The organism is Mesorhizobium sp. M0522, from assembly GCF_040321085.1.
Lineage (GTDB): Bacteria > Pseudomonadota > Alphaproteobacteria > Rhizobiales > Rhizobiaceae > Mesorhizobium.
The window spans coordinates 70,528-96,900 of record NZ_JAMYQW010000005.1 but is presented as its reverse complement, the minus strand read 5'-3'; the positions used below and the strand labels follow the sequence as shown (position 1 = coordinate 96,900).

Here is a 26,373-nt window from a genome sequence, read left to right as displayed (position 1 = left end):
CTTACCCCTCGTACTTCTCGACCTTCTGCTCGATGGCGCCGAAGATCGAATGCCCACCCCGGTCCTTCATCTCGATACGCACGCTATCGCCAAAGCGCAGGAACGGCGTTTTTGGTTCGCCGGTTTCGATGGTCTCGATCATACGCAGCTCGGCGATGCAGGAATAGCCGGCGCCGCCCGCCGAGACAGGCTTGCCCGGCCCGCCGTCGAGCTTGTTGGAGACGGTGCCCGAACCGATAATGGTGCCGGCGGCCAGCGGCCGCGTTTTTGCGGCATGGACAATCAGCGCCGGAAAATCGAAGGTCATGTCGATGCCGGCGTTCGCCCGGCCGAACGGTTTGCCGTTGAGATCGACCAGCAGCGGCAGGCTGACCTTGCCGCCGTCCCAGGCATCGCCCAGCTCGTCCGGCGTCACCGCAACCGGCGAAAAGGCCGATGACGGTTTCGACTGGTAGAAGCCGAACCCCTTGGCGAGCTCGGGTCCGGTCAGGCCGCGCAGCGTTACATCGTTGACCAGCATGACCAGCCGGATCGCCGCCCGCGCCTGGTCGAGGCCTGCACCCATCGGCACGTCGTCGACGATGACGGCGACCTCTCCTTCCATGTCGATGCCAAGGGTCTCGTCGGTCATGCGGATTGGGTCGCGCGGTGCGAGGAAAGCGTCCGAGCCGCCCTGGTAGATCAGCGGATCGGTCCAGAAGCTTGCCGGCATCTCGGCGCCGCGCGCCTTCCGCACCAGCTCGACGTGGTTCACATAGGCCGAGCCGTCGGCCCATTGATAGGCGCGCGGCAGCGGCGAATGGGCGTCATGCTCGTGAAAGCGGGCAGACGGCACCGCATTATTCTCGAGCGATTCGGCCATCGCAGCGAGATGCGGCGCGATCCGATGCCAGTCGTCGAGCGCGGCCTGCAGCGTCCGCACCAGGAACGAAGCATCGGTAAACCGCGTCAGGTCGCGCGAGACGACGACGAGCTTTCCGTCGCGCGTCCCGTCCTTCAATGTGGCAAGCTTCATGCGGTTTCCTCTCCTGGCGCAGCTTTGGCGCTGCTTTTTGTTCTACGCATGATCTCTTCCGAAAACCGGTTCCACTTTTCGGGATCATGCTCCAGCCCCACAACAAGGCCGTCGCGGGCGATCGTCAAGTCGCCGGCCCATGTTTTCCTCACGGCGGCAATCCAGTCGGCCTCGCCGATCTCGGGATCGTCGGCGGGAATGAGATGGTTGAGGACCAGTCTGTTGACGCCTGCATCGGTGGCGATGCGACCCGCTTCCTCGGCAAAGCTGTGGCTGGCAAGCAGGTGTTCCCTCAGCCTTGCGCCGTTGCCGGTCTTCGCGACCAGCCGCTCGATACCCTCTTCCAGCATGGCCTCGTGGACCAGGACGTCGGCGCCCTCGGCGAAATCCGCCAATGGCGGAAAGAACGCCGTATCCGACGAAAAGACGATGCCTTGCCCCGCATGATCGAAGCGCAGCGCAAAGCAATCCGTCACCGGCGGGTGGTCGACACGCAGCGCCGATATTTTGAGACCGCGCTCCCCGACCACGTGGCCTTCACCAAACTCGACGATCGAGACCAGGTCGCGGATATCCGGCCTGCCTTCATCGGCGATGCGGATCTCGATGTCGAATTCCATTGCCTGGCAAAAGCGCTGCCAATAATGGCCGATGCCGGGCGGGCCGAATAAAGTGACGGGCGCCGCCAGGCCGGCGGTCCAGGCGGTGTGGATGAGAGGTCCGAGTTCCAGAACATGGTCGGAGTGCAAATGCGTGATGAAGATCAGGTCGAGCGCCTTCAGGCTGATGCCGGCATCGGTCAGCCCGCGCGTTACGCCGAGCCCGCAATCGACGACGATGGTGCGGCCGCCAATCTCCAGCAGCGACGAACTCGGCCACGGGCCGCCCGGCCGGAGCGCCGGGCCACCCTTCGAACCCAGAAGCACCAGACGATCCGTCATGCGACGGCGCTCAAGACCAGTCGCCCTCTGGCGTGCCGTTGAAGCGCTTCTTCAGGCCGGCCCAGCAGTCGATGTAGTTGTCCTGCCGGGTTTCGAGCTCGGCGCCATAGCGGGTCACCATCTGCGGAAAGCGTGTTTCGAACATGAAGGCCATGGTGTTGTCGAGCTTGACCGGTTTCAGCTCCGCTCGCGAGGCTTTTTCGAAGCCAGACGCATCGGGTCCGTGAGCCAGCATCATGTTGTGCAGGCTGATGCCGCCGGGCACGAAGCCCTCTTCCTTGGCATCGTACTGACCATGAATCAGGCCCATGAACTCACTCATGATGTTGCGGTGATACCAGGGCGGCCGGAAAGTGTTTTCCGCCACAAGCCAGCGCGGCGGGAAGATGACGAAATCGATATTGGCGGTGCCTTCCTCGCCGCTCGGCGCGGTCAGCACGGTGAAGATCGATGGATCGGGGTGGTCGAACAGGATCGCGCCGACCGGCGAAAAGGTCGCAAGATCATATTTGTAGGGCGAATAATTGCCGTGCCACGCCACCACATCCAGCGGCGAATGGTCGATCTCGGTGACATGGAACTGGCCACACCATTTCGCGATCAGCCGGCACGGTGTCTCCTTGTCCTCGAACCCGGCACAGGGCGTCTTGAAATCGCGCGGATTGGCCAGGCAGTTGGCGCCGATCGGGCCGCGATCCGGCAGCGTCAGCTTGGCGCCGTAATTCTCGCAGACATAGCCGCGCACTTGCGGATCCACCAGTTCGACCTTGAACACCAGACCGCGCGGCAGCACGGCGATCTCGCCCGGCCTGAGTTCGATGACCCCCATCTCGGTGACGAAGCGCAAGGCTCCAACCTGGGGCACGACCAGCAACTCGCCGTCGGCGTTGAAGAAATGATCGTCGACCATCGAACGGTTGGCGACATAGACGTGTGCCGCCATGCCGGTCTGGCCGAGCACGTCGCCGGCGGTGGTGATCGAGCGCATGCCGGCAATGAAATCGGTCGGCTCCTTCGGCATCGGCACCGGGCTCCAGCGATACTGGCCGAGTGCGAGCTGATGGTCGCCGACGTTCGGCGCGCTTTTCCAAAGCGGATAATTCGCCGCTTTGAAGCGACCGGTGTGCCTCACGCTCGGCCTTATCCGATAAAGCCAGGAGCGCTCATTGGTGCCGCGCGGCGCGGTGAATGGAGAGCCCGAAAGCTGCTCGGCATAGAGGCCGTAGGCCGGCCGCTGCGGCGAGTTTCGGCCTTGCGGCAGCGAGCCCGGCAAAGTCTCGGTCTCGAAGTCATTGCCGAAACCCGGCATGTAGGAATAGGCCATGGAATCCTCCCGAATTCATGGTCTCGGAGCATCGTTTGCGCATCCGCAAAGATGCTCCAAGTTGACCATATCGGTTTCATTTGTAACCATTGAAAATGTAACCATCAACGGTGATTTCGGCATGAGCCGCCAGCATGCTCAGTCAGGGCCAACTATGGAAATCCTCGAACTGGAATCCTTCCTACCTTACCGGCTTTACCGGCTTGCCGATGCCGTCAGCCGCGAGTTCTCAAGAATATACAAGGACCGCCACGGCCTGACACGGCCCGAATGGCGCACGCTTGCGGGACTTGGACAGCACGGCACGATGACGGCGACGGCGCTCGGCGAGCAATCGGCCATGCACAAGACCAAGGTTTCGCGCGCGGTCGCCGAACTCGAGCGGCGGCGCTGGCTGACCCGCACGCCAGACGAGAAAGACCGTCGCGTCGAGCATCTGACGCTGACCAAAGCGGGGCTTGCCGCCTATCGCGAAATGGTGCCGCTGGCGAAGGCGTTCGAGCGGGAGCTGCTGGAGAGGCTTGGTGCGGAAGAGCGGGCGGCGATTGTCAGTGGGGTAGCGGCGCTGGAGGCAAAACTTACCCTGGGTTGAAATCCTCTATAGGTTCGACCGTCGCAGAAATCAGATGGCTACCGCGGCAGGCAACGCTCCTAAACCGTAATAGGCGCGTTCGGCTTCAATGATGCCTTTGACATGGCTTCGAAATTCTACCGAATCATCGATGTAGGCCAGGAGCGCCTGTGCCTGCGAAGCCGCGTGTCTTCGAACGCTTTCAAACAGCCGCCTTGCCGTTTCAAAGTCACCAGCCAAGCCGGCCGCCACCCCGGCGTGGAAAGCTGCCCATTCGCCGTACGCACCAAGCTGCAATTCATTCACGAGGGTCGCGGCTGTCGCCTGCACGGAAGGGAACATCGATCGATGAATCTGATCAATTTCGAGTACCTTCCTCGCCATTTGACCGACCAGTGGCACAAACTGTGCCGAGTTCTGGAACTCAACGAACCCGCCGACGCGTTCAGAACGATCGAAGGTCAGTGTTTGCGGAAGCGAATCCCAAAGCCAGTGGACAGCCACGTTCAGGTAAGTGCCTTTGGACCAAGAGCTGGGCTGAAATTCGACTACACTCAGCCAGAAGCCACGATCAGCGATCCAGACACGTGACTGCCCCTTTCGCCGAAATCCGGCCGGCTGCAGTACGGTCTTTGCTTCCGAAGCAATGATACGTCCGTGCTCGTTCTCCGCCATTTTGTCCCCCAAAGTGCAGGCAGTGAGCTGGCCTACCAATCCATCACCACCTTGCCGGAATTGCCGCTCTTCATCGCTTCGAAACCGGAAATGTAATCGTCGATGCCGATCCGGTGCGTGATTAGCCCCGACACATCGAGCGGGCCCTGCACCAGGGCGATCATCTTGTACCAGGTCTCGAACATCTCGCGGCCGTAGATGCCCTTCAGATGCAGCATCTTGAAGATGACCTTATTCCAGTCGATCTCGAAGCCGGTCGGCGCAATGCCGAGAATGGCGATCTTGCCGCCATTGTTCATAGTGTCGATCATGTCGCGGAAGGCAGGCGCAGCGCCCGACATTTCAAGGCCGACGTCAAAACCCTCGGTCATGCCGAGCGCCGGCATCACGTCGCGCAGCTTCTCCTTCGATGCGTCAACGACATGCTGGACGCCGAGCTTTTTTGCCAGTGCCAGGCGCACCGGGTTGATGTCGGTGATGACCACTTTTCGCGCGCCGACGCACTGCGCCACCAGCGCGCCCATGATGCCGATCGGCCCGGCGCCGGTGACCAGCACGTCCTCGCCGACGAGATCGAAGGACAATGCGGTGTGAACCGCATTGCCTAAGGGATCGAAGATCGCCGCGATCTCGTCCGGCACGTCGTCGGGGATCGGCACGACATTGTGCTGTGGAATCGCCAGGTATTCGCCAAAGGCGCCCGGCCGGTTGACGCCGACGCCGAGCGTGTTGCGGCACAGATGCCCCCTGCCCGCCCGGCAGTTGCGGCAATGGCCGCAGACGATATGGCCTTCGCCGGAGACACGCTGGCCAACCTTGTATTCGGTCACCGCCGTGCCGAAATCGGCGACGGTTCCGACAAATTCGTGGCCGGTAACCATCGGCACCGGCACGGTCTTTTGCGCCCACTGGTCCCAATTGTAGATGTGGACGTCGGTGCCGCAGATCGCGGTCTTCCTGATCTTGATCAGCACGTCGTTGGGGCCGATCTCGGGCACCGGCACTTCTTCCATCCAGATGCCCGGCTCGGCCTTGGCCTTGACCAGGGCCTTCATCATGTTTGACATTCTTGAATCCTCGATCTAGCCAGCGATTTCTGAGCTAACTGCGGAAGTCCGTGAACACATCCACTTCAAATTTTGGCCCTTCTTTGCCTTGCAATTTTTCGAGGGCACAGACCGAATGCAGGAAGAAATACTGCATTGGCGGATCGTCTTCGGTGGTCCAAAGATTGCGAACTGAAACTTCGATGGCCTGTCTATCGGTCGTTTCAATGACCTCGCCGCAAAACCAGCACGACTTAGGGTAACCTTCAGTCATTTCAGCACGCCCAATTCCCTTCCCACATCCGAAAACGCCTCAACCGCACGGTCAATGTCCGCGCTGGAATGGGCGGCTGACATCTGCGTGCGAATGCGCGCCTGGCCCTTCGGCACCACGGGGAAGGAGAAGCCGATGACATAGATGCCGCGCTTCAGCATCCGCGCCGCCATCTCCTGCGCCAGCGTCGCGTCGCCCAGCATCACCGGGATGATCGGATGGTCGGCGCCGGCCAGTGTAAAGCCGAGCCTGCCCATCTCGGAGCGAAACCGCGCTGCGTTGGCATATAGGCGCTGACGCAACGCGTCGCCATTGCGGACCAGTTCGAACACCCGAATCGAGGCGCCGGCGATCGCCGGCATCAGCGTGTTGGAAAACAGATAGGGTCGCGAGCGCTGGCGCAGCCAGTCGACTACCTGCTTCCTGCCCGAAGTGTAGCCGCCCGACGCGCCGCCTAATGCCTTGCCCAGCGTGCCGGTGATGATGTCCACCCTGCCCTCGACGCCGCAATGTTCGGCCGAGCCGCGGCCATTCCTGCCGACGAAACCAACTGCATGGCTGTCGTCGACCATGACCATCGCATCATATTTGTCGGCGAGGTCGCAGACGCCCTTCAGATTGGCGATGATGCCATCCATCGAGAACACGCCGTCGGTGGCGATCAGCCGGAACCGGCAGTCGCTCGCCTCTTTCAACCGCGCCTCCAGATCGGCCATGTCGTTGTTGGCGTAGCGGAAGCGCTTTGCCTTCGACAGCCGTACCCCGTCGATGATCGAGGCGTGGTTCAGTGCGTCGGAGATGACCGCATCCTCCTCGCCGAGCAGCGTCTCGAACAGGCCGCCATTGGCGTCGAAGCAGGAGCCGTAGAGGATCGTATCCTCCATGCCGAGGAAGTCAGAAATGGTCGCCTCGAGCTGCTTGTGTTCTTCCTGCGTGCCGCAGATGAAGCGCACCGACGCCATGCCGTAGCCGTAACGGTCGAGCGCCTGCTTGGCCGCCTCGCGCAGTTCGGCGCTGTCGGCGAGGCCGAGATAATTATTGGCGCAGAAATTCAGCACCTTCTCGCCGCCGACCTCGATCTCGGCCGATTGGGTCGAGGTTATCACCCGTTCGGATTTGTAAAGGCCGGCCGATTTCAGTCCTTCAAGCTCGCTGTCGATGTGGGAAAGGAATGCTTCGGTCATGATCAGGCCCTGTTGAGATCGACGAGGACTGTCGCGCCGCGCGGACGAAAAATCCATCGCAAAAGCGACCGCTTCGGTGGCGGCAATGGCACGGCAGAGGCCACGATGTTCAAATGCGGAGGCGCCGCGAAAGATTGCAATAACCACTTTGCGGGTTTCCCGCCGCGGCCGCCGCCGCCGGCCTGTTGCCGTCCCAAACCTGTTAACACTTTGGAGCCAAAGGTTATCGCACAAGAATTCGTTGGCGAGAGGGCCGCCTCAGAAAATGTCACAGCAGCCGGTGCACGCCGTTTCGGGCAGGCTCATACTCCTGATCAAATCCGGCTACTGGCTGGCTCTGCTGATCATCGCCGCCATGGTCGTGGCCTCCTTCATCCTGCTGCAACAGGTGATGTCTACCCAACGGCACAATCAGGCGCTGCTCGATATCGTCAGCACACAGAAAGCCCTGTCGCAGCGCATCGTCTTCCTCGCCGGCGCGACAGGCAGCGCCTCACGCGACCAGCAGCCGGCCCTGGTTAGCGCGCTCAAGCAAGCGACGGTGGAGTTCGAGAAGAACTACGATCTGCTGCTCGAACGGACCGCCGCCGATCCGGCGTCGCCGGCAAGGTTCGATCCGAAATCGATCGAGAGCGTGCTTTTCGCCAAGCCGTACCATCTCGACTATTTCTCGGTCGGGCTTATCGCCAACGGCGAACGCCTGATCTCGTCATTCGAATCGCGGCTCAACATGGCCGGCAATGGTGGCTACAAAGGCGGAGAGGAGCGCGTCAACCTGAACGCTTCCGTTGCCAACGCAACTTTGTCGGGCTATGCCGCACTTGGCCAGCGCATCAGCGCCTTTGCAGACCAGCGATCCGAAACACTTCTCGATCTTAACCGCACATTGTTCTACTCGACCATCGGCGTCATCGTGCTGGTGGCGCTTTTCATTTTCAGGCCAATGTCGAATGCCATCCTGCGCCGGACGCGCGAGCTGGTCGATGCGCGCAATTCCATGGCCTTTATCGCCGTGCATGACGGGCTGACCGGCCTGCACAACCGCACCTTCCTGACCGAGCATTTCGATACGCTGATCAATGCCGCGCAGCGACGGCGTGAACGGGTTGCCGTGGTGCAGTTCGATCTCGACCGGTTCAAGCAGATCAACGACACGTTCGGCCACGCCGCCGGCGATTATGTGCTGGTGGCGGCTGCGCAGCGCATGCGTGATTCGTGCCGTACGTCGGATCTCAACGTGCGGCTCGGCGGCGATGAATTCGTCATGATTCTCAACGGCGCCGGCAGCACCGAGAACATCGATACCGTCGCCCGGCGCATCCTGACCAAGCTCAACAAGCCGATCGTCTTTCGAGGCACGACAATTCATCCGGGCGTAAGTGCCGGGATTGCGGTCTACCCTGTCGACGCCGACAATGCGCAGGATCTGCTCGTCCATGCCGATCTGGCGCTGTATTCCGCCAAGAAGCAGGGCGGCGGCAGCTTGTCGTTCTTCTCCGAGGAGCTGAGGCACGAACTCGATTATCGCAAGCAGCTCGAGCTCGACATCAGGACCGCCATCTCGGAGAAGGCGTTCGAAGTCTATTTCCAGCCGCAAGTCTCGCTGTCGGACGGCGGCATCAGCGGCATCGAGGCTCTGGTTCGCTGGAGACATGCCGAGCGCGGCATGATCGCGCCGGGCGAGTTCATTCCGATCGCGGAAAAATGCGGTCTCATGCCCGAGATCGGCCGCATCGTCATTGCCACGGCGATCGACGAAGCAGCCGAATGGAACCGCGCAGGCATCGCCTTCGGCCGGATCGCGGTCAACGTGTCGGGTTCGGAGCTGCGCGAGACAGATTTCGAAGTCTTCCTGTTCGACATGCTGGAGAGGGCTGGCCTGCCAGCGCACAAACTATCGCTGGAGATCGTCGAATCCGTCATCCTCGACGACGAGAAGACCGGTATCGCGGCAAAGCTGCGGCACATTCGCGCCGCCGGCATCCATCTTGAGCTCGATGATTTCGGCACCGGCTACGCATCGCTCAGCCATGTCAATCCAAACGAGATCGATCGGCTGAAGATCGACCGCCGTTTCGTCCAGAACATCAACGAGAACAGCGGCAACACCAAGATCGTGCGTGCCCTCACAGAACTCGCCCGCGGTCTCGGCATCTCGATCGTTGCCGAGGGCGCTGAAACCGAAGCCGAGCTCGACTCGCTGATGGCGATCGGCTGCGACCAGGTGCAGGGCTATTCCATCGCTTTCCCGATGCCGCCGGACAGCGTGCGCGAATGGCTGGTGGCGCGAACGCCCAAGAAGGCCAGGCTGACGGTGCTGCAGGGCTGCCGGGCGTAGATCCGTCATGGTTCGGCCTTGCGAACCGACCTGATCTGCCGAGGCGGAAGGTCATCCTCATCACCGGGAAATCCTGCCAGCAATTGTCCAAAGCTGGGCACACGCGCCAGTCTTTCGTAGTCCTGAAACGACAAAATGACCGCCTGCTTGCGGCCGTGCCGGGTGATGATGGCCGGTTCTCCCGCGACGACCGGATCGAGCAGCGCCGAGAGTGTAGCCCCGGCATCCTTCAGCGAAATTTCGCGCATGGCGTTTCCTATCCTAATTTCTAACCCTCGACATTGGCCCGTAGCGCGGCCAGCACCTGTGCAAACTCTGCCAGCCTGTCGTCGGACAGTCCTTTCCGCAGCCGCTTGTCGAAGGCTAACGCGGCGATGCGCAATTTCAGGAACAGCGCTTCTCCGGCTTGGGTCAGCTCCACCTGGTGAACCCGGCGGTTCTCGGGATCGCGGCGGCGCATCAGCAGGCCTTGCGTCTCCATGGCGTTGAGGTGGTGGGTCAGCGTTGCGCCCCGGATGCCGATCATGCCGGCGAGCTCGCGTTGGTTGGCCAGCTCCCGCGACTTGACCGACAGCAACGTGACCCAGACCGGCAGCGTGCCGCCTGCCTCGACCAAGGCAGCGTCGAAAGCCTGCGCAACCAGCTTGGCGGTGCGCGCGAGATTCATCCCGATCGGCGGGCGGTCAAAGGGCGTCATGATCCGACACTAGAACAAGGGCAAAGCCTATGGAACCGGCTCGAGCTTATGCGTTGACATCTAATCATTTGATATCTATCAATATGACTAGCGGTGGGCAAGAGAGGAAATGCGGTCATGCAATATGTCTACATCATCGTCCTCGGCCTTCACGTCATGGCGGGCGTGTTCTGGGCCGGCACCACCATCGCGGTCGCCCGCGAACCGGAGATCAGGGCGGAACGTTTCTTCCGGCCGCAAATGGGCGCAGCCGGCGTGGTTTTCCTCACCGGCTTGCTGCTGTGGTATTTCTTCCACAACGGCTCTTTCGGCTCGATGGAGATGGTCTTGGCGCTGGGCATCTTGACGGCGTTAATCGCCGCCGGGGTTCAGGGCGCGCTGGTGGGTTCCGCCAGCAGGCAGTTGGCCGGCGCTGATGCGGCGAAGCAAACCCAGTTGCGCGCCAAGATGACAAAAGGCGAACGCATCGCTGGCGGCCTGCTGGTTATCACCGTGTTCTGCATGGCCACCGCCAGGATGTTTTGAACGTCCTGCCGCAATCGCAAGATCGTACGGTGCCCGGCGATGGCCGGCGGCGTGCGCGGCGCGCAGACCGGACCAAAGTACCGTGGTGGCTCTCCGTACGGAGGTTCGGCTGCGCGCCACCAATCAATCCAAAATATTCCTCAGATCCGCAAGCCGAACCTGATGCCGTCATAGATGGCGGCGTGGATGTTGCGCGAGGCGACTGCATCGCCGATGCGGAAGAGCACGAAACTACTCTGCGGATTGCGCACCGGAAAGATGTCGCCGCCATTGACCAGTCTTTCGTAATCGATCGCGCCGGCGTTCTTCGACAGCGGCTTCAGCGCCAGGTAGAGATCGTCGAGCGGCAGCGTGCCATGCTCGACCACCACCTGGTCGACGCGCCGCTCGCCGCGCCAGCCATCGGCGAAGTCGGAGGCGAGCTCGGCGATCAGCTGGTTGCCTTCGCGCCGCACAGAGCGTAGCCGTGTGTTGATGGTCACCGTGACACCCTTTTCCTGGAAGGCGCGCATGTAGGGCACATGATTCATGCCGCCCATTTCCGGGGCGAAGAAGCGTTCGGGCGAAACCAGCTCAAGCCTGGCGCCGCTATTGGCGATCAGTTCGGCAGCACCCATGCCCTGATGGCCGCCATTGTCGTCATAGAGCAGCACGTTCTCGGCCGGCTTGACGCTGCCGGCCATGATGTCCCAGCTCGAGGTGACGAGATCGTCGCCCGCCGTCAGAGGCGGGTTCTGCGGCAGCCCGCCGGTGGCGATCACCACCACGTCCGGCGACAGCGCCAGCACGTCGTTCTTCTCCGCCCAGTTGTCGTAGCGGATCTCGACGCCAAGCCGGTCGAGTTCGGCCAGCCGCCAGTCGATGATGCCGATCAATTCCTTGCGGCGCGGGTTTTGCGTTGCCAGCCGCACCTGGCCGCCGGCCTGGCTCGATGCTTCCAGCACCGTCACCTGGTGCCCGCGCTCGGCGGCGACGCGCGCCGCCTCCAGCCCGCCGGCGCCGGCGCCGACGACGACCACCTTCCGCTTCGGTCCCTCGGTTTTCGGAATAATATGCGGGATATCAGCCTCGCGGCCCGTCGCCGCATTGTGGATACACAGCGCCTCGCCGCCCTCATAGATGCGGTCGAGGCAATATGTGGCGCCGACGCAAGGCCGGATCTCGTGCTCGCGGCCCTCCATCACTTTTTTGACGATATGCGGGTCGGCAATGTGGGCACGCGTCATGCCGACCATGTCGAGCTTGCCGGTGGCGATGGCGTGACGCGCGGTGGCGACGTCGGAAATCCGCGCCGCATGGAAGGTCGGGAATTTCGTCGCCGCTCTCACCTCCCCTGCGAAGTCGAGATGCGGTGACGAGCGCATGCCGGTCACCGGGATGACCTTGGTCAGCGCCGCATCGGTCTCGATCGAGCCACGGATGATGTTGAGGAAATCGACCTTGCCGGAGCCGGCCAGCCGCCTGGCGATTTCGACGCCCTCCTGTTTCGACAGGCCTTTCTCGAAATCCTCGTCGGCGACCATGCGGATGCCGACGACGAACTTTTCGCCGACTGCGGCACGCACTGCGTCGAGCACCATTCCGGTGAAGCGCAGCCGGTTGTCGAGCGAGCCGCCGAAATCGTCGTCGCGCCGGTTGGTGGCCGGCGACCAGAAACCGTCCATCAGATGGCCGTAGGCTTCGAACTCGATGCCGTCGAGGCCGGCAGCCTGGCAGCGCTGCGCGGCCGCCGCATAGTCGGCGACGATGCGCTCGATATCCCAGTCCTCGATAGTCTTGGGAAAGGCGCGATGGGCCGGTTCGCGCACCGGCGAAGCCGACAGGACGGGCAGCCAGTCGGCCTTGTTCCAACCGGTGCGGCGGCCGAGATGGGTGATCTGTATCATCACCTTGCAATCGTGCTCGTGGCAGGCACCGGTAAGCTCGGCGAGCCACGGCACGATGCGGTCGTCATAGACATGCAGATTGCCAAAAGCGGCCGGGCTGTCGCGCGAGACGATCGCCGAACCGGCGGTCATGGTCAGCGCCATGCCGCCCTTGGCCTTTTCGGCATGGTAGAGCCGGTACCGCTCCTTCGGCATGCCGTCCTCGGAATAGGCCGGCTCATGGCTGGTCGACATCACCCGGTTCTTCAGCGTCAAATGCTTGAGCTGATAGGGCTGGAGGAGCGGGTCGTTGCTGGTCATCGTCTTCCTGCTGTTTCAAATTGTGCTAATGAGCGGCAAATTTTTGTTTTACGCATGTCGCTGTCCCAAAATCGCTGCGCAGTTTTGGGCGACATGCAGCAAGGAACCTGCTCATGACCGATACGAAAAATCTCACCCAGCTCGGCACCAACGTCGAGGCGCCACAGAGCCCTGAAGCGGCAGTCCTGGAAACCGTGCCGTTTTCGCGCGGCCACGGCCCGCCGGCCATCGTTCGCTTCACCTGCCCGGAATTCACTTCGCTCTGCCCGGTCACCGGCCAGCCGGACTTCGCCCATATCGTCATCGACTACGCACCCGATGCGCTGCTGGTGGAATCGAAGTCGCTCAAGCTGTTCATGACCTCGTTTCGCAACCATGGCGCCTTCCACGAAGAATGCACCGTCATGATCGGCCGCCGCATCATCGCCGCGACCAAGCCATTGTGGTTGCGCATCGGCGGCTACTGGTATCCGCGCGGGGGCATTCCGATTGACGTGTTCTGGCAAACCGGCGCGCCGCCGGAAGGTGTGTGGCTGCCCGACACCGGCGTCACCCCCTATCGCGGGCGCGGCTAATCGGACGGAGCGGCTCACCTGATCCCGGTCCGGCACAGGTTGGTCTCCAGGAAAGGCAACACCGCGTCGCGGTACCGCTGTTGGTCATAGCGATAGAGATCAACATGCCGCGCGCCGTCGAACCAGACCAGCTTTGCGTCAGCGCCTGCCGCATCTTTCAACGCCAGTGTCTGGCTGCGAGCGACAAACGGATCCGAATTGCCTGCTAGCAGCAATATCGGACGATCAATCGCGCCGATGCGATCGACGGGCCTGACATCATCTACCCCGAAGCCAAGGCGGAGCTGCATCTGCGCCAAGAGCACGGTCGCCTGTACGTCGCGCAACATAGGCAAGGGCGCTCGCAACGCCGTGGTTTCCAGCAAAGTCGCGTAGAGCTGCTCCAGGACATAGGCATCGGCATGCTCCTGCTGAGCGCCAAATACAAAAGCAGCCGCACCGAGCGACGAGCCGATGGCCGCCACCTTGCGACCGGCGAAGCGTTGCCGCGCAAAGGCGAGGATGCGGCTGGCGTCCTGCCGTTCGATGTAACCAAAGCCTCTGATATCGCCGCCGCTTTCGCCATGTCCCGACAGATCGAACAGCACGATCGAGTAGCCGCTTTCGAAAAGCAGCTTCGCTCTTGGAACCGTCGCCAGCTTGTTTGAACCGCGTCCGTGTAACAGCACGATTGTTCCGCAACTGTCCTGCCGATCCGCCACCCAACCGGCAAGGTCGGGCGCGCCCTCCTGCTTCAGAACGATGCGCTCCACCGGTAACCCCACAGGCAGCGTGAAGCTTTGCTGAGGCACGCGGGCCACCGCGCGGCTTCCTGCCTCCCAGGTGACAGCGCAGGCCAGGACGCAAACCGCCGCGAATAAAGCAACCACGACAGGACCTCTTCTCATCGATCGGTCACGTGCACTTCGCATCAGTTGAGCGGCAGCCGCCGGTAGCGGCTGGGGTTGTTCGGGTCGCTGAAATGGTGCATCGGCCCGTGTTCGGCAAAGTGCGCTGACCAGCGTTTCATTGCCGCCGGATCGAGTTCGATGCCCAGCCCGTCACCCTCCGGCACACGCACCGTGTTGGCGATCTGCCGGAATGGGCCATCCTTGATGACGTCGCCGATCTGCCAGCGAAACAGCGACTGCGACGCTTCCGTGATCCACGGCGTCGCCGCTATGACGTGCAGATAAGCCGATGTCATGATGCCGAGATCGTTCGAATAGCACCAGAACCCCTTGCCCATGGCCTCACAGGCGGCGATGAATTTCAGAGTTTTGGACAATCCGCCGAGTGCTGCGACATTGCAGACGAAGTAATCCGGCGCACCGAGCGCGACTGCCCGTCTGAGATCCGGGATGTGCGTGGAGAACGGAATGCGCGAATGCTGGCGCAGCGCAGCCATCTCCTCGAAGGTCGCGACCGGATCCTCGTAGTTGCGGATGTTGAACGGCTCGATCTCGCGCAGCACCCAGCGCGCTGTGGTCAGCGACCACTGCATGTTGGAATCGAGTTTGATCTGCGCTTTATCGCCAAGCGCCTCGCGCAGCATGCGCACTGTCCTGATCTCGAGCTCGGGATCGCCCATGATCAGCTTGCCCTCGAAGATCGTCGAGCCGTGCTGTTCTCGCATGCCGAGACAGTAGTCGACGATCGCTTCGGCGGTCATCTCGCCGCCGGCTCCGCCTTGAGCGGGGCGAAAGGCGAAATATTCCGAAAACGGAATGTCCTTGCGCACCGCGCCGCCGAGCAGCTTGTAGAGCGGCATGCCGAAGACCTTGCCTCTTATATCCCACAGCGCCAGTTCGACGGCGCCGAACGCCACCGTGGCTGCGTTCTCGCCGGTGTTGGCGGTGATCTGCCAGGGCGGCACACAGCGCGCCTCGCAGTCGGCGATGTCGAGCGGATCGGCGCCAATCAGCGCCGGCGCGATCTCGGCCTTGATCACCTCGCCGAAATGCCACCATGGCGCCTCGCCCAGTCCGACCACGCCTTCGTCCGTCTCGACCTCGATGATCGATTTCGAGGCGCCGCCGTAGAGACCAGCCGTCCACCAGAACGGAGCATCGAGCGGGACGTTGACGTGGGTGACGCGGATGTTGGTGATCTTCATCGGTTCCGTTCTCACTCGCACTGGTATTGACTTAGCGCCCATTCGCCGGTCACCGAGAGCAGGTCCGATATCTTCCAGTCGCCGTCGATCTTTTTGAACTTCCATTCCAGCCGGTGCGGATTGCCGGAGACGACAAAAGCGACGACGACCTTGGCCTCATCGCCCTTGACCGCTTCGATGGTCTTCAGGCTTTTGTCGATCTGCGCCTTGTCGTATTCGGAATTGTCGAGTGCCATGTTGGGATCGAGGCACTCGCCCTGCCCCGACTTCCGCAGCGCGTCGCTCTTGTCCAGCACCGACTTTGCCGGGTCGGTGAAATGGCCCCGCTGAGCCGGATCGACCTCGAGCCCGGCATGCTCGTAGAACGGCTTCACTACCGCGGTCGGCGAGCCCGGCTGCACGGGTGCGGCCGGCGCGTTTTCTGCCGGCGGCAAAACTGCCGGCGGAGGTGCCGCACTGTCGGCCGGCGCGTTTGCGGGCGGCGCGCCGAACAGGCTCTGAGCGGCGGCGCTGCTCAATCCGGCCAGCAGGCACGCAGTCGCCAAAATCCAGGGACGGCAGCGAAGCACGGTGTCACTCCGGAGGCTGCCCGGCCAGGCATTCGAGCGCACTCAGCGTCCAGCCGCTGGTCTTCGAGGTAATGTCGGCTACCTTCCACTGGCCGTCGATCTTCTTCAACGACCAGACCATTTCGCGTTTGGAATCATCGCCTTCCGGAAAAAGGTTGAACGTCGCCGTCACCTCGGCACTGTCGCCATCCAGCGTTTCGGCCAGCGTCAGCGTCTTGGCCACGGTCTTCTCGTCATAGTCTTGCGCATCGAGACCAGGGGCGAAGTCGATGCAGGGAACTTCATCCGGATGGTTCTTTGCGGCATTGTCGTTCAATTCGAACAGTTTCGTCACCGGCGCGGTGAAGCGGTCGCGATATTGCGCATCGGCCTCGAATTTAACCGACGGGACATAAAAGAACTTCACGGCGTTGGCAGCAGGGCCGGCAAACGCGGCCGCCGGCACAGCCATCGAAAGCGCGGCAACAAAAAGTGGCAGTTTCATGGGTGTCCCCGATTGTTCACTGACGGAAGCTATCAGTACCACGCATCTTGCCCGTCGGCTTTCTTGCGGTCCATGAAATCCTGCAACGCGTCCTCTGCTGGCAACTCAGGCGTTCAGCCAGACATCCTGGAGATCCATCTCGAAGGTTTGGTGGACACCGTAGTTCTTCACCTTCTCGTTCATGTGGCTGAACAGCTTCTGCCAAAACGGCTGAATGATGACGCCCGAATCCTGCAGGATCTGCTCGATGTCCTTCATGACCTCGCGGCGCTTTTCCACGTCGATGAGCGAAAGAGCCTGCTTGAGCTTGGCGTCGAAATCAGGGTTCGAGTAGCCTGTTTCGTTCCAGGCCTCGCCGGTGCGATAGCCGAGCGCCAACACCTGTACGCCAAGCGGGCGCATGTACCAGATGGTCATCGAATAGGGGTATTTCGTCCAGTCGTTCCAGAAGGTCGACCCCGGCAGCACGGTGCGCTTCACCTTGATCCCGGCATCGCGCAACTGGCCGGCAATAGCGTCGCCGGTGTTCTTTTGCCAATCGTCCTCGACGGTGATCAGTTCGTGCTCGAAGTCGTCCTGCCCGGCATCGGCCATAAGCTTCTTGGCGCCCGCGGCGTCGCGTGTCTTCTTGGGCAGCGCGTAGTATTCCGGATGAATCGGGCTGACGTGGTGGTTTTCACCAACAGTGCCTCGCCCGGCGTAGCCAAGTTCGAGCACCGCTTTGTTGTCGACGGCCATCTGGAGGGCGTTGCGAACCCGCTTGTCGTCATAGGGCTTGTTCGTGATGTTGGTGCGGGCGACGAGCGTGGTCGCTGTCGCGACCTCCGATTTGACCAGCCCCATCTTGTCGAGAATGTCTATGAAGTCGGCCGGCGTCTCGAAGTTGAGGTCGATTTCGCCGGAGTCGAATGCATTTATCGAGGCGTTGAAATCGGTTCCGTAGTCGATGAATTCGACGCCGTCGAGAAGCGCTTCACCGCCCCACCATTTGCCATTCTCACGACGCTTCACGACCGCTTTCTGGCCGACCGCATAAGACACCAGTTCGAACGGCCCGGTGCCAATCGGCTTCTCAATCGGATTGGCGCCGTCGGCGTCGAAGTTGCGATGGACCACCAGCGCCGGATAGTCGGTGAAGTTAGGGATCAGCGAGATGTCCGGTTCGTTCAGCTTCAGCTTCACCGTGTTGTCGTCGACCTTGGTGATCGCCCCTTCCCTGGCCTTGCCGGTCTTTGCATCGATCAGCGCACCGACGCGCGCGGCCATCGAATTGCCGGCGGCCGCCTTCTCGCACCAGCGCGTCAGATTGTAGGCCACGTCATCGGCGTTGAAAGCATCGCCGTTGTTCCAGGTAATGCCCTTGCGCACATGCAGCACGTATTCGGTGGCGTCGTCGTTGACCTCCCAGCTTTCGAGCAGAACCGGCTCGAATGTGAACTGGCGGGTGTAGCGGACAAGCGGCTCGAGCCAGCAGCGTGAAATGTTCGCAAGTTCCACCCAGTCGTAGGTGCGCGTGTCCTTTTGCGCCTTCACCGACATCGAAACGTGCAGCGTTCCGCCTTTCTTCGGCTCTTCAGCCAAAGCCCGCTCCGGCACGGCAAGACCGATCACGCCGTATGCAAGGGCCGTCGATGCGCCGAAGGCGCTCGCCAGCGCCAGAAACTCGCGCCGGTCGACACGACCGGCGCGCGCCTCGCTGGCCATTGCTTCGATGGCGCTCGGTACGCGATCGCCGTTGCTTCTGAAGAGTGTCATTTTTTCCTCCCTTATGGTTCGCATCGGGTCTTCGCCCGTGATCAACTAACGCTGTCCGGCAGTTTCTCCTCGCGCCGCGCAATCAAATCTTTGAGACCATCGGCGATGCCCTCATCGAGCTTCGGCTCCTCATAATCGGCGAGCATGTTGCGCGCTTTCTCGCGGCCGCGGGTGTCGTGGTCCTTTGCTCCTTCCGCCTTCCACTGTTCGAACGAATTGAAGTCCATGATGCTCGGTATGAAGAAGGCGGACTCGAAATGTTCAAGCGTGTGCTGGGTGCCGAGGAAATGGCCCTGCGGTCCGACCTCGCGGATAGCCGCCATAGCCTCCTTGAAATCGTCGAATGGCAGCCCGCCAGCATATTTGTACCAGCCGACAAGCTGCTCGCAGTCGGTGGCAAATTTCGAATAGCCGCAGGTCAGGCCGGCCTCGAGCCAACCGGCGGAGTGCCAGATGTAGTTGGCGCCGGCAAGGATGGCGGCATGCATCAGCATGTTCGCCTCGTAGCCCGCCTGGGCGTCGTTCAGCTTCGAGCCGACATGGAAACCGGACGTGCGCCACGGCAGACGATACTTCCGCGCCAGCGCGCCCATGAGATACATCATCTGGGCCGCCTCCGGCGTGCCGCCCATGGGAGCGCCGGTCTTCATGTCGACCGTCACCATGAACTGTCCGTAGATCTGCGGCGAACCCGGACGCAGGAGCTGTGTGAACGCGACGCCCGCCAGCGCTTCGGCATTGACCTGCGCGACCGCACCGACGGCAGAGGCCGAAGTCGAGGCGCCGCAAAGGGCGAAGGGGGCGAGAATCAGCGGCTGGTTGTGGCGCGCATAGACTTTCATCGCGTCCAGCATGGTGGCGTCCCACACCAGCGGCGAATTGCAGTTGGTGATCGACACCAGGACCGGGTTGTCGCGGACATAGTCCTCGCCGAACACGATGCCTGCCATCGCCATCGTGTCTTCGGCTCGATCCCTGGAGGTCACGATGCCCATGAACGGCTTGTCGGAGTGCTTCAGCGCCGAATGGATGATGTGGAGGTGACGTTTCGGCACCGCGATTTCCATCGGCTCGCAGATGATCGAGCTCGACGAATGCAGCGCCGGCGCCATGTAGGCGAGCTTGTGGAAATTGTTGAGGTCGGCGAGTGTGCCGTAGCGCCTGTTGTTGTCGAGGTCGCGCACGTAAGGCGCCCCGTACATCGGCACGAAGATGGAGTTGTTTCCACCCACACGTACGGAACGCTGGGGATTCCTCGCATTGAGCGTGAACTCCGACGGGACCTTCGAGATGAGCTCCATCAGCAGGGCGCGGTCGATCCGGACCCTTGTCTCCGAGACATCGGCGCCCGCCGCCTTCCACATTGCGATCGCCTCGTCGTCGCGGAACTCGCATCCCACTTCTTCGAGGATGGAGAGCGACTCCTGGTGGATCAGCTCAACCGCCTCGTCCGGAACCATCTGATAGACGGGAATCTGGCGGACCAGGGTTGGAAACGACGCTATGGGTGCGCCCCGCAGCGCCTTGCGCCCCAGGCGGCCACCGCTGCGGCGGTTGGTGTGTTCGCTCACTTCAACGGCCGGTGCGTTCATGGAGGCTCCATCTCCTGTCTCGACCAATCTAGCCAGACAAAATGCGGCTGTGACGCTGGAAAATCCTGATCTCTTGTATAAGCTCAGCTTATGCGAAGCTTGCGCCACCTGCTGCCGTCGGCCGGCCGCCTGATCGTTTTCGAGGCCGCCGGGCGGCTGTCGAGCTTTACCGCCGCCGGGCGGGAGCTCGGTATGACGCAGGCTGCCGTCTCCTATGCGATCCGTGGGCTCGAAGAGCAGCTCGGCGCCAAACTCTTCCAGCGCCGCCACCGGCAAGTCAGCCTGACCGAGGCCGGCGACCGCTTCCATGCCGACGTCTCGCTCGGCCTGTCGCACATTCGCAAGTCGGCGGAGGATCTGCGCCAGATCGCCGTCGGCGCGCATGTGACGCTCGCGGCCTCGACCGCCTTCGCCTCGTTCTGGATGATGCCGCGCCTGCAGCAGTTTCGCGACGAATTGCCGGGCATCGACCTGCGCATCCAGACCGCCGACCGCGATCTCGACATCATCGCCGAAGACATCCCGCTCGGCGTCCGCGGCGGCGAGCCCAAGGAATGGCCGGATTATCATTCGCTGCCGCTGGCCGATGAGGTGATATTCCCCGTTGCCGGCGTTAGTTATGTGGCACGATTCGGGCTGCCGGAGCGTGTCGCGGACCTTCAATCGCACCGCCTTATCCATCTTGAAGAGCCGTTTCGCGAGGCCGCGAGCTGGGACGAATGGTTCGCCTCGGCCGGTGTCGACATCGCCGATGCCGGACGCGGCTTGCGCATCAACGACTATGCGCTGGTGATCCAGGCAGTCATGGAAGGGCAAGGCATCGCGCTCGGCTGGGGTCACCTCGCCGAGCGGCTGCTGGCATCAGGGCTGCTGGTGCGCGTCACCGGCCACACGATGACGACCGGCAAGGGCTTTCATGTCATCTGGTCGAGGAACCGCGAACTCAGCGACAACGCCCGCAAGGTGCGGGACTGGCTGGCCGCGCAGGCGTGAGGCCGATAAATGCCCGGTCAAACGGTCACGACGATCTTGCCGAATTGCTCGTTCGATTCGAGATAGCGGTGCGCCTCGACGATCTGGTCGAACGGAAAGGTTCTGGCGATTGCCGGCTTCAGCGAACCCGAGCTCAGTCCGTCAAGGATGAACGCCTTGGCGGTCTGCAGCCGGACCGGATCGCGCACGATCTCATGGACGAGATAACCGCGCAGCGTCAGTGTCTTTGCCAGCACTGCAGGTAGCGGAAAGGGTGTCGGGTCGAGGCTCAAGCCGCCATATTCGATGAGAATGCCACCCGGTGCCATCGCTGCCGTCAGAGGCTTGAAAATCGGGCCGCCGACGGCATCGAACACCACGCGCACGCCGTCCGGGCCGGCGATTCGCTTCAGCCTGGCTTCCAGGTCCTCCTCTGCCGAGGCGATGACGTGCGCCGCGCCGAACTCAAGCAAAGCCCGCTTCTTGGCAGATGTCCGTGTGACCGCGATCGGGGTCGCGCCAATCATGTTGGCGATCTGGATCGCGGCGAGTCCGACGCTGCTCGTTGCCGCGGTAATGACAACAAAGTCCTCGCTTTGGAGGTTGGCAATGTCGATCAGCGCACCGTAGGCGGTGAGATATTGCATCCACGCGGCGGCGGCCTCTTCCCAACTCAGCGATGGCGGGTGCTTGACGACGAGCTCGGCTGGGTATGTGGCAATCTCACCATAGGCAGGCCAGCGGGCCATCGATAATGGCGGCACGATGCTGACGGCATCGCCAGGCGCAAACCCGTCCACGCCTTCGCCGACCATCTCGACGATACCCGCCGCCTCGAGCCCAAGACCGGAAGGCAACGGCGCGGTCTGGATGTAGGTCCCCGAACGCAGCAGCGCCTCGGCGCGGTTATACCCAACGCCTTGACGCGGATCTGAATCTCACCGCTCGCGGGCGCAGGCGTGTCAACATTCTCGATGCGCAGGACCTCGGGACCACCGAGCTCATGAAAGCGAACGACACGTGCCATCGGTCACAACTCCAAAATGTTTGAACTGAATCAGCTATGCCAGCGCTCATCAGGCGGATAAATAGCCGCTTGAGTAGATCAGCAGAAACTGCAGGTTTTGAATATGGATCGCCTTACGAGCATGGCCGTGTTCGTCAAAGCCGTCGACCTGGGCTCGTTCGCAGCCGCGGCGGCGGCTCTCGATCTGTCCGGGCCGATGGTCGGCAAGCATGTCCGGTTTCTCGAGGAGCGCCTGAGCGTGCGCCTCATCAACCGGACCACGCGCCGCCAAAGCCTGACCGATTTCGGGCGCGCCTATTATGAACGCTGCCGGTTGGTGCTTGCCGAAGCGGAGGCCGCTGATGCACTCGCCGCCGACCAGCTTGCCGAACCGCGCGGAAAGCTGTCCTCATGCCGGTGCATTTCGGCCGGCGCTGCGTTGCCCCGATCCTGTTCGGGCTTGCGCAGCAATATCCGGCGCTGGAACTTGACCTGTCGTTCAGCGATGCCATCGCCGATCTGGCAGAGGATGGCTGCGATCTTGCCATCCGAACGGGCGATCTGGAGGACCAGACCGGGGTGATGGCGCGTCGCATCGCGCGCCAGCACATGGTCGTCTGCGCGTCCCCGCCTATCTCGACCGGCACGGCGAGCCACATGAAATCGATGACCTCGGCAGCCATCACGCGATCATCTACCGCCGTTCCGGCCGTGCCGTTCAGCCGTGGCTGTTTCCGCGCAATGGCCACCCCGCGATTAAGGTCAGGCCAGTCAGCAGATTACGGCTCGACGATCTCGATGCCATCGCCGATGCCGCGGCCGCCGGTATGGGGCTCGCCTGGTTGCCATACTGGATGGTTCGCCAGCGCATCCAGGCGGGCGCACTTGTCCCGCTGTTACCGGAACAATCCCGGTTTCTCTACGACGTTCATGCCCTGTGGTTGCAGACGCCTCATCTGCCGATGAAAGTCCGCCTTGCCGTCGATGCACTGTCGGCAGCGCTGCCCAAGCTCATGAGTTGAAGTGCACGGCCGCGGTCAGCTGCGTGGATTTCCTCAATTCCGCCCTCCCGCATCGCCTATAGTCGGCTGGGGCCACCTCGCCGAGCGGCTGCTGGCATCGGGGCTGCTGGTGCGCGCCACCGGCCATACGATGGCGACCGGCAAGGGCTTTCACGTCATCTGGTCGAGGAACCGCGACCTCAGTGACAATGCCCGCAAGGTGCGGGACTGGCTTGCCGCGCAGGCGTGAGAGGTTACATCACCGAGCGCCGCGTCGAGAGGGCGCACACGACAAATCGCGCTGTCGCTTGCTGGTGTGACAAGAACTCATGCCCAAGGCATATTCATGTTGACTAGGTTGACATCCTTCTTGACAAAAACCTTTTTATTCTCCCGCCAAACCGCGCTGATTGGTCCGTCTTGCGAAATAACTAATGCCACAGATTTTTCATCTTGACTTGCCAATTTCACCGCTGACCGATGTCGCATACCAAATTGCTCAATATCACATTTCTTATATTTTCTTTGCATTTCGTCTATTACTTCAAAGATATCAACCTCAGGCGAAATCTCAGCTTTTATCTCCCCACCAAATCCAATCAGATTCAAATCATCAGATATAACTATCGAACCATCGCATCCGGACAGGCTTGCCACAAGCCGAGTAGCTTCCACCAGCGCTTCGAATCTATCACTCAAAGCTAACTCGGACCTATATATTACTCCCTCAGGTACGAGGTGCCCGTCCTCAGATAATTCATAATAATCGCCAATTTCATGACGCTTGTTAATATAAGAAATGAATTCACTTTTCAAATTGTCAGAGCCTATTTCATATTTCAGTTTTATCAATGATTTGTTCAATCCGTTCTCTCCATCAATAATTACTATCATGCCACCATGACCAGCCATACTGATCGCGTTTGCAATAGCAGCATACGTATTTATTGCCGCAATAAATTCGAATCCTTCATACTCCTTCGGGTGTTCATACAACGGCGGATCAATAGAACCATCCATCTTTGCAAGCCCCCTGCTCGCCACCTCATGGAGAACGAGGTTAAATTCAAACCTGCTTGTGAGTACAACCCCATCCGCAAGTGACGCAACGTGGTATGGCCCCTGGTAAACCCGTAGACGCCCAGGACGATCGACTTGGGCAAAGAAATTGTTTGGAGATCTATACCTATACTCCAAACCGCTTCGAGCTCGGTGCCACGATGTCCCTAAATCAAATAGCCCCCCGATTGACCACCCTCGCTCATCCCAGAGCACCAATATAGCCGATTTCTTGATATCCGTTGCCGGAGCGAGACGGCGAAGCTCGCTAACGCTTAAAGGTCGCTCCGACGAGAAACGATACATTCTGCCAGCAGACTCGGGTATTTCTGCATCATTTTTTGGCAAGGCAATAACGTTGAATTGTGGATAACGGGACTCTTCCGGCGCACTTGCAGTGAGGTAGCAAATCTCCAATAGCTGCCTCAACAGAGGCAGGGGTGGGCATAGCGGAAGCGCATAGTCGCCGGCGACCATGTTGGGCCATCTTTCGAAAACAATCTTCGCAAGCTCTTTTGGAAACGAAGCCAAAGGGGACCTCAATAAACTGAGCGCGATAATTTGCGTTTGGTGTGCTGGTTCGCATTCTACGAATCCATGTAGAATGAACCCATGCCCATCCGCCAGCTTTCCGAAACGATGATCAACCAGATCGCCGCCGGCGAAGTCATCGAGCGTCCGGCAAGCGTGGTCAAGGAACTGGTCGAGAACGCGCTCGATGCCGGTGCTGCCAGAGTCGAGATCGTCACCGCCGGCGGCGGGCTGAATCTTATCCGGGTCAGCGACGACGGCTTGGGCATTCCGGAAAACGAACTGGCGCTGGCGATTGCGCGCCATTGCACCTCCAAGCTCGCCGACGACATTCACGACATCCGCTCGCTCGGCTTCCGCGGCGAGGCCTTGCCTTCGATCGGCTCGGTGGCGCGGCTGTCGATCCGCTCGCGCACCGCGTCCAGTGAAAACGCCGCCGAGATCGGCATCGACGGCGGCCGCGTCTCCGCGGTCAGGCCGGCGGCGGCCAATCGCGGAACCACGGTTGAGGTGCGCGACCTGTTCTTCGCCACGCCCGCAAGGCTCAAATTCATGAAGGGCGAGCGCGCCGAAAGCTCGGCCATCGGCGACGTGGTCAAGCGCATCGCCATCGCCTTTCCCGCCGTGCGCTTCACCCTGGCCGGCCCGGACCGCTCGACGCTGGAACTGCCGGCGACCGACGACAGCCCGGAAGGCCGGCTGCGCCGGGTGGCACAGGTGATGGGCGCCGACTTTCCGGACAATGCGATCGCCATCGACGCGATGCGGGACGGCGTGCATCTCGCCGGCCATGTCTCGGTCCCCTCCTTCACCCGCGCCAACGCGCTGCAGCAATACGCTTATGTCAACGGCCGCCCGGTGCGTGACAAACTGATCGCCGGCGCCATTCGCGGCGCCTTCGCCGACGTGCTGCCGCGCGACCGCCATGCCGTCACCGTGCTGTTCCTGACGCTCGATCCGGCGATCGTCGACGTCAACGTCCATCCGGCCAAGGCAGACGTGCGCTTCCGCGACCCGGGGCTGGTGCGCGGGCTGATCGTCGGCGCTATCCGCGAAGCGCTGGCCAATGCCGGCATCCGCGCCGCCACCACCGGGGCCGCCGGCATGATGGCGGCGTTCCGGCCAGGCGCCGCATCCTATGCGCATGGCGGGCCGGCCAACGGTCACCGCAGCTACGAGGCCGCCTATCGGGCATCGGGCTTTGCCGGGTTCGATGCTGCCCGGTCGCCACAGCGGCCGCTCGATATGGGCGACGGGTTCGGCGAGGACGAGCAGACGGCCTTCGACGCCGGGCCACTGCAAAGTGCCGACGCGCGCGCCGGGCAAAACGAAGCCGCGGAAACGCTGCTCGGCACGGCGCTGGGCGCGGCGCGCGCGCAAGTGCACGAGAATTATATCGTCGCCCAGACCAGGGATTCGCTTGTCATCGTCGACCAGCATGCGGCGCATGAGCGGCTGGTCTACGAGGCCTTGAAGAACGCCCTCCACTCACGCGCGGTGCCGTCGCAGATGCTGCTGTTGCCCGAGATTGTCGATCTGTCGGAAGAGGATGCCGAGCGGCTTGCTAGGCATTCCAAGACGCTGGCCCGCTTCGGCCTCGGCATCGAGCGCTTCGGCCCCGGTGCGGTGGCCGTGCGCGAGACGCCGTCGATGCTCGGCGAGACCAACGTCCAGCAGCTGGTGCGCGATCTCGCCGACGAGATCGCCGACAACGACACGGTCGACACGCTGAAGGAGCGGCTGGACAAAATAGCCGCGACCATGGCCTGCCACGGCTCGGTACGTTCCGGCCGCCTGCTCAAACCGGAAGAGATGAACGCGCTGCTGCGGCAGATGGAGGCGACGCCGGGCTCCGGCACCTGCAACCACGGCCGCCCGACCTATATCGAGCTCAAGCTGGCGGATATTGAGCGGTTGTTCGGGCGGCGGTGAGAAACTCGCAGGGCGCAGCCCCACCC

The 26,373-nt window shown here is 61.8% G+C and carries 24 protein-coding genes and 3 pseudogenes; 8 read left to right on the top strand and 19 right to left on the bottom strand.

What is annotated here, in order from left to right:
* Position 1: 1 nt before the first annotated feature.
* Genes NKI58_RS08780 through hmgA form a run of 3 tightly spaced genes read right to left on the bottom strand, consistent with a single transcriptional unit; the run spans position 2 to position 3,280 of the window.
* Positions 2-1,015 (bottom strand): fumarylacetoacetate hydrolase family protein, encoded by a 1,014-nt coding sequence (locus tag NKI58_RS08780; protein ID WP_352593142.1) that lies wholly within the window; start codon positions 1,013-1,015, stop codon positions 2-4.
* Positions 1,012-1,956, bottom strand: coding sequence for an MBL fold metallo-hydrolase (locus NKI58_RS08775; RefSeq protein ID WP_352786326.1), 945 nt, complete (start codon positions 1,954-1,956; stop codon positions 1,012-1,014). The genes NKI58_RS08780 and NKI58_RS08775 overlap by 4 nt, the downstream gene beginning before the upstream one ends.
* Positions 1,957-1,966: 10 nt before the next feature.
* A complete protein-coding gene (gene hmgA / locus NKI58_RS08770; RefSeq protein ID WP_352755977.1) occupies positions 1,967-3,280 on the bottom strand; it encodes a homogentisate 1,2-dioxygenase in 1,314 nt (437 codons plus the stop codon).
* A 154-nt stretch (positions 3,281-3,434) separates the two neighbouring features.
* Between hmgA and NKI58_RS08765 the strand changes: the two genes are divergently transcribed.
* The gene (locus NKI58_RS08765) at positions 3,435-3,872 is read left to right on the top strand and encodes a MarR family winged helix-turn-helix transcriptional regulator (protein ID WP_352755983.1); all 438 of its coding nucleotides are present in this window, start codon (positions 3,435-3,437) and stop codon (positions 3,870-3,872) included.
* 30 nt (positions 3,873-3,902) lie between these two features.
* On the opposite strand, the gene NKI58_RS08760 is transcribed toward NKI58_RS08765, so the two are convergent.
* The 4 genes from NKI58_RS08760 to NKI58_RS08745 are packed head-to-tail and all read right to left on the bottom strand — an operon-like array spanning position 3,903 to position 7,030.
* Entirely contained in the window at positions 3,903-4,526 is a 624-nt protein-coding gene (locus NKI58_RS08760; RefSeq protein ID WP_352786324.1) for a DUF4304 domain-containing protein, read from the bottom strand.
* A gap of 32 nt (positions 4,527-4,558) precedes the next feature.
* Entirely contained in the window at positions 4,559-5,593 is a 1,035-nt protein-coding gene (tdh, locus tag NKI58_RS08755) for an L-threonine 3-dehydrogenase (protein WP_352593130.1), read from the bottom strand.
* 34 nt (positions 5,594-5,627) lie between these two features.
* On the bottom strand, positions 5,628-5,846 hold the full coding sequence (locus tag NKI58_RS08750) for a hypothetical protein (RefSeq protein WP_352593127.1): 219 nt from the start codon (positions 5,844-5,846) through the stop codon (positions 5,628-5,630).
* Positions 5,843-7,030 (bottom strand): glycine C-acetyltransferase, encoded by a 1,188-nt coding sequence (locus NKI58_RS08745; RefSeq protein WP_352786319.1) that lies wholly within the window; start codon positions 7,028-7,030, stop codon positions 5,843-5,845. The genes NKI58_RS08750 and NKI58_RS08745 overlap by 4 nt, the downstream gene beginning before the upstream one ends.
* A gap of 265 nt (positions 7,031-7,295) precedes the next feature.
* On the opposite strand from NKI58_RS08745, the gene NKI58_RS08740 reads away from it, so the two are divergent.
* A complete protein-coding gene (locus NKI58_RS08740; protein ID WP_352645895.1) occupies positions 7,296-9,368 on the top strand; it encodes a putative bifunctional diguanylate cyclase/phosphodiesterase in 2,073 nt (690 codons plus the stop codon).
* A 5-nt stretch (positions 9,369-9,373) separates the two neighbouring features.
* On the opposite strand, the gene NKI58_RS08735 is transcribed toward NKI58_RS08740, so the two are convergent.
* Entirely contained in the window at positions 9,374-9,616 is a 243-nt protein-coding gene (locus NKI58_RS08735; RefSeq protein ID WP_352593119.1) for a type II toxin-antitoxin system Phd/YefM family antitoxin, read from the bottom strand.
* Positions 9,617-9,636: 20 nt separating this feature from the next.
* Entirely contained in the window at positions 9,637-10,065 is a 429-nt protein-coding gene (locus tag NKI58_RS08730) for a MarR family winged helix-turn-helix transcriptional regulator (RefSeq protein WP_352786317.1), read from the bottom strand.
* Between the two features lie 117 nt (positions 10,066-10,182).
* Here NKI58_RS08730 and NKI58_RS08725 point away from each other — a divergent pair, with 117 nt between their 5' ends.
* Entirely contained in the window at positions 10,183-10,590 is a 408-nt protein-coding gene (locus tag NKI58_RS08725) for a hypothetical protein (RefSeq protein ID WP_352786315.1), read from the top strand.
* Between the two features lie 140 nt (positions 10,591-10,730).
* Here the strand turns inward: NKI58_RS08725 and NKI58_RS08720 are convergent, their stop codons facing one another.
* A complete protein-coding gene (locus NKI58_RS08720) occupies positions 10,731-12,776 on the bottom strand; it encodes an oxidoreductase (RefSeq protein ID WP_352853131.1) in 2,046 nt (681 codons plus the stop codon).
* A 113-nt stretch (positions 12,777-12,889) separates the two neighbouring features.
* On the opposite strand from NKI58_RS08720, the gene queF reads away from it, so the two are divergent.
* Positions 12,890-13,351 carry a preQ(1) synthase gene (gene queF / locus NKI58_RS08715; protein WP_352853129.1) on the top strand — a complete coding sequence of 154 codons (462 nt, stop codon included), beginning with the start codon at positions 12,890-12,892 and terminating at the stop codon, positions 13,349-13,351.
* 14 nt (positions 13,352-13,365) lie between these two features.
* Here queF and NKI58_RS08710 read toward each other — a convergent pair whose 3' ends face one another.
* The 6 genes from NKI58_RS08710 to NKI58_RS08685 form a co-directional block, all read right to left on the bottom strand.
* Positions 13,366-14,238 (bottom strand): alpha/beta hydrolase, encoded by an 873-nt coding sequence (locus NKI58_RS08710; protein ID WP_352853127.1) that lies wholly within the window; start codon positions 14,236-14,238, stop codon positions 13,366-13,368.
* A 23-nt stretch (positions 14,239-14,261) separates the two neighbouring features.
* Positions 14,262-15,446: a mandelate racemase/muconate lactonizing enzyme family protein gene (locus NKI58_RS08705; protein WP_352786307.1), complete on the bottom strand. Its 1,185-nt coding sequence runs from the start codon at positions 15,444-15,446 to the stop codon at positions 14,262-14,264.
* Between the two features lie 11 nt (positions 15,447-15,457).
* Positions 15,458-16,015 (bottom strand): hypothetical protein, encoded by a 558-nt coding sequence (locus NKI58_RS08700; RefSeq protein ID WP_352786305.1) that lies wholly within the window; start codon positions 16,013-16,015, stop codon positions 15,458-15,460.
* Between the two features lie 4 nt (positions 16,016-16,019).
* On the bottom strand, positions 16,020-16,499 hold the full coding sequence (locus NKI58_RS08695; RefSeq protein ID WP_352578322.1) for a DUF3828 domain-containing protein: 480 nt from the start codon (positions 16,497-16,499) through the stop codon (positions 16,020-16,022).
* Positions 16,500-16,604: 105 nt separating this feature from the next.
* A complete protein-coding gene (locus tag NKI58_RS08690; protein ID WP_352786302.1) occupies positions 16,605-18,254 on the bottom strand; it encodes an ABC transporter substrate-binding protein in 1,650 nt (549 codons plus the stop codon).
* A 41-nt stretch (positions 18,255-18,295) separates the two neighbouring features.
* Positions 18,296-19,846 carry a trimethylamine methyltransferase family protein gene (locus NKI58_RS08685; RefSeq protein WP_023674389.1) on the bottom strand — a complete coding sequence of 517 codons (1,551 nt, stop codon included), beginning with the start codon at positions 19,844-19,846 and terminating at the stop codon, positions 18,296-18,298.
* A gap of 90 nt (positions 19,847-19,936) precedes the next feature.
* Here NKI58_RS08685 and NKI58_RS08680 point away from each other — a divergent pair, with 90 nt between their 5' ends.
* A complete protein-coding gene (locus NKI58_RS08680) occupies positions 19,937-20,839 on the top strand; it encodes a LysR substrate-binding domain-containing protein (RefSeq protein WP_352786299.1) in 903 nt (300 codons plus the stop codon).
* 17 nt (positions 20,840-20,856) lie between these two features.
* On the opposite strand, the pseudogene NKI58_RS08675 reads toward NKI58_RS08680, so the two are convergent.
* Together NKI58_RS08675 and NKI58_RS08670 are read right to left on the bottom strand one after the other, a co-directional pair.
* Positions 20,857-21,845, bottom strand: a pseudogene (locus NKI58_RS08675) (zinc-dependent alcohol dehydrogenase family protein).
* 49 nt (positions 21,846-21,894) lie between these two features.
* Positions 21,895-22,056 carry a hypothetical protein gene (locus NKI58_RS08670; protein WP_352786454.1) on the bottom strand — a complete coding sequence of 54 codons (162 nt, stop codon included), beginning with the start codon at positions 22,054-22,056 and terminating at the stop codon, positions 21,895-21,897.
* Between NKI58_RS08670 and NKI58_RS08665 the strand changes: the two are divergent.
* Both NKI58_RS08665 and NKI58_RS08660 read left to right on the top strand, forming a co-directional pair.
* Positions 21,994-22,846 (top strand): annotated as a pseudogene (locus NKI58_RS08665) (LysR family transcriptional regulator). The gene NKI58_RS08670 and the pseudogene NKI58_RS08665 sit on opposite strands and share 63 nt — an antisense overlap.
* Positions 22,847-22,907: 61 nt before the next feature.
* Positions 22,908-23,075: pseudogene (locus NKI58_RS08660) on the top strand (LysR substrate-binding domain-containing protein); the annotation flags it as partial.
* Between the two features lie 77 nt (positions 23,076-23,152).
* Here the strand turns inward: NKI58_RS08660 and NKI58_RS08655 are convergent.
* A complete protein-coding gene (locus NKI58_RS08655) occupies positions 23,153-24,361 on the bottom strand; it encodes a putative sensor domain DACNV-containing protein (RefSeq protein WP_352786296.1) in 1,209 nt (402 codons plus the stop codon).
* A 135-nt stretch (positions 24,362-24,496) separates the two neighbouring features.
* Between NKI58_RS08655 and mutL the strand changes: the two genes are divergently transcribed.
* On the top strand, positions 24,497-26,347 hold the full coding sequence (gene mutL / locus NKI58_RS08650; RefSeq protein ID WP_352786294.1) for a DNA mismatch repair endonuclease MutL: 1,851 nt from the start codon (positions 24,497-24,499) through the stop codon (positions 26,345-26,347).
* The last annotated feature ends 26 nt before the right edge of the window (positions 26,348-26,373 follow it).

What these genes read in the sequence shown, in the direction of transcription:
- NKI58_RS08780 (WP_352593142.1), bottom strand. Translation starts at nt 1,015, where the DNA reads ATGAAGCTTGCCACATTGAAGGACGGGACGCGCGACGGAAAGCTCGTC.
- NKI58_RS08775 (WP_352786326.1), bottom strand. Translation starts at nt 1,956, where the DNA reads ATGACGGATCGTCTGGTGCTTCTGGGTTCGAAGGGTGGCCCGGCGCTC.
- hmgA (WP_352755977.1), bottom strand. Translation starts at nt 3,280, where the DNA reads ATGGCCTATTCCTACATGCCGGGTTTCGGCAATGACTTCGAGACCGAG.
- NKI58_RS08765 (WP_352755983.1), top strand. Translation starts at nt 3,435, where the DNA reads ATGGAAATCCTCGAACTGGAATCCTTCCTACCTTACCGGCTTTACCGG.
- NKI58_RS08760 (WP_352786324.1), bottom strand. Translation starts at nt 4,526, where the DNA reads ATGGCGGAGAACGAGCACGGACGTATCATTGCTTCGGAAGCAAAGACC.
- tdh (WP_352593130.1), bottom strand. Translation starts at nt 5,593, where the DNA reads ATGTCAAACATGATGAAGGCCCTGGTCAAGGCCAAGGCCGAGCCGGGC.
- NKI58_RS08750 (WP_352593127.1), bottom strand. Translation starts at nt 5,846, where the DNA reads ATGACTGAAGGTTACCCTAAGTCGTGCTGGTTTTGCGGCGAGGTCATT.
- NKI58_RS08745 (WP_352786319.1), bottom strand. Translation starts at nt 7,030, where the DNA reads ATGACCGAAGCATTCCTTTCCCACATCGACAGCGAGCTTGAAGGACTG.
- NKI58_RS08740 (WP_352645895.1), top strand. Translation starts at nt 7,296, where the DNA reads ATGTCACAGCAGCCGGTGCACGCCGTTTCGGGCAGGCTCATACTCCTG.
- NKI58_RS08735 (WP_352593119.1), bottom strand. Translation starts at nt 9,616, where the DNA reads ATGCGCGAAATTTCGCTGAAGGATGCCGGGGCTACACTCTCGGCGCTG.
- NKI58_RS08730 (WP_352786317.1), bottom strand. Translation starts at nt 10,065, where the DNA reads ATGACGCCCTTTGACCGCCCGCCGATCGGGATGAATCTCGCGCGCACC.
- NKI58_RS08725 (WP_352786315.1), top strand. Translation starts at nt 10,183, where the DNA reads ATGCAATATGTCTACATCATCGTCCTCGGCCTTCACGTCATGGCGGGC.
- NKI58_RS08720 (WP_352853131.1), bottom strand. Translation starts at nt 12,776, where the DNA reads ATGACCAGCAACGACCCGCTCCTCCAGCCCTATCAGCTCAAGCATTTG.
- queF (WP_352853129.1), top strand. Translation starts at nt 12,890, where the DNA reads ATGACCGATACGAAAAATCTCACCCAGCTCGGCACCAACGTCGAGGCG.
- NKI58_RS08710 (WP_352853127.1), bottom strand. Translation starts at nt 14,238, where the DNA reads ATGAGAAGAGGTCCTGTCGTGGTTGCTTTATTCGCGGCGGTTTGCGTC.
- NKI58_RS08705 (WP_352786307.1), bottom strand. Translation starts at nt 15,446, where the DNA reads ATGAAGATCACCAACATCCGCGTCACCCACGTCAACGTCCCGCTCGAT.
- NKI58_RS08695 (WP_352578322.1), bottom strand. Translation starts at nt 16,499, where the DNA reads ATGAAACTGCCACTTTTTGTTGCCGCGCTTTCGATGGCTGTGCCGGCG.
- NKI58_RS08690 (WP_352786302.1), bottom strand. Translation starts at nt 18,254, where the DNA reads ATGACACTCTTCAGAAGCAACGGCGATCGCGTACCGAGCGCCATCGAA.
- NKI58_RS08685 (WP_023674389.1), bottom strand. Translation starts at nt 19,846, where the DNA reads ATGAACGCACCGGCCGTTGAAGTGAGCGAACACACCAACCGCCGCAGC.
- NKI58_RS08680 (WP_352786299.1), top strand. Translation starts at nt 19,937, where the DNA reads ATGCGAAGCTTGCGCCACCTGCTGCCGTCGGCCGGCCGCCTGATCGTT.
- NKI58_RS08670 (WP_352786454.1), bottom strand. Translation starts at nt 22,056, where the DNA reads ATGCTTGCCGACCATCGGCCCGGACAGATCGAGAGCCGCCGCCGCGGC.
- NKI58_RS08655 (WP_352786296.1), bottom strand. Translation starts at nt 24,361, where the DNA reads ATGGTCGCCGGCGACTATGCGCTTCCGCTATGCCCACCCCTGCCTCTG.
- mutL (WP_352786294.1), top strand. Translation starts at nt 24,497, where the DNA reads ATGCCCATCCGCCAGCTTTCCGAAACGATGATCAACCAGATCGCCGCC.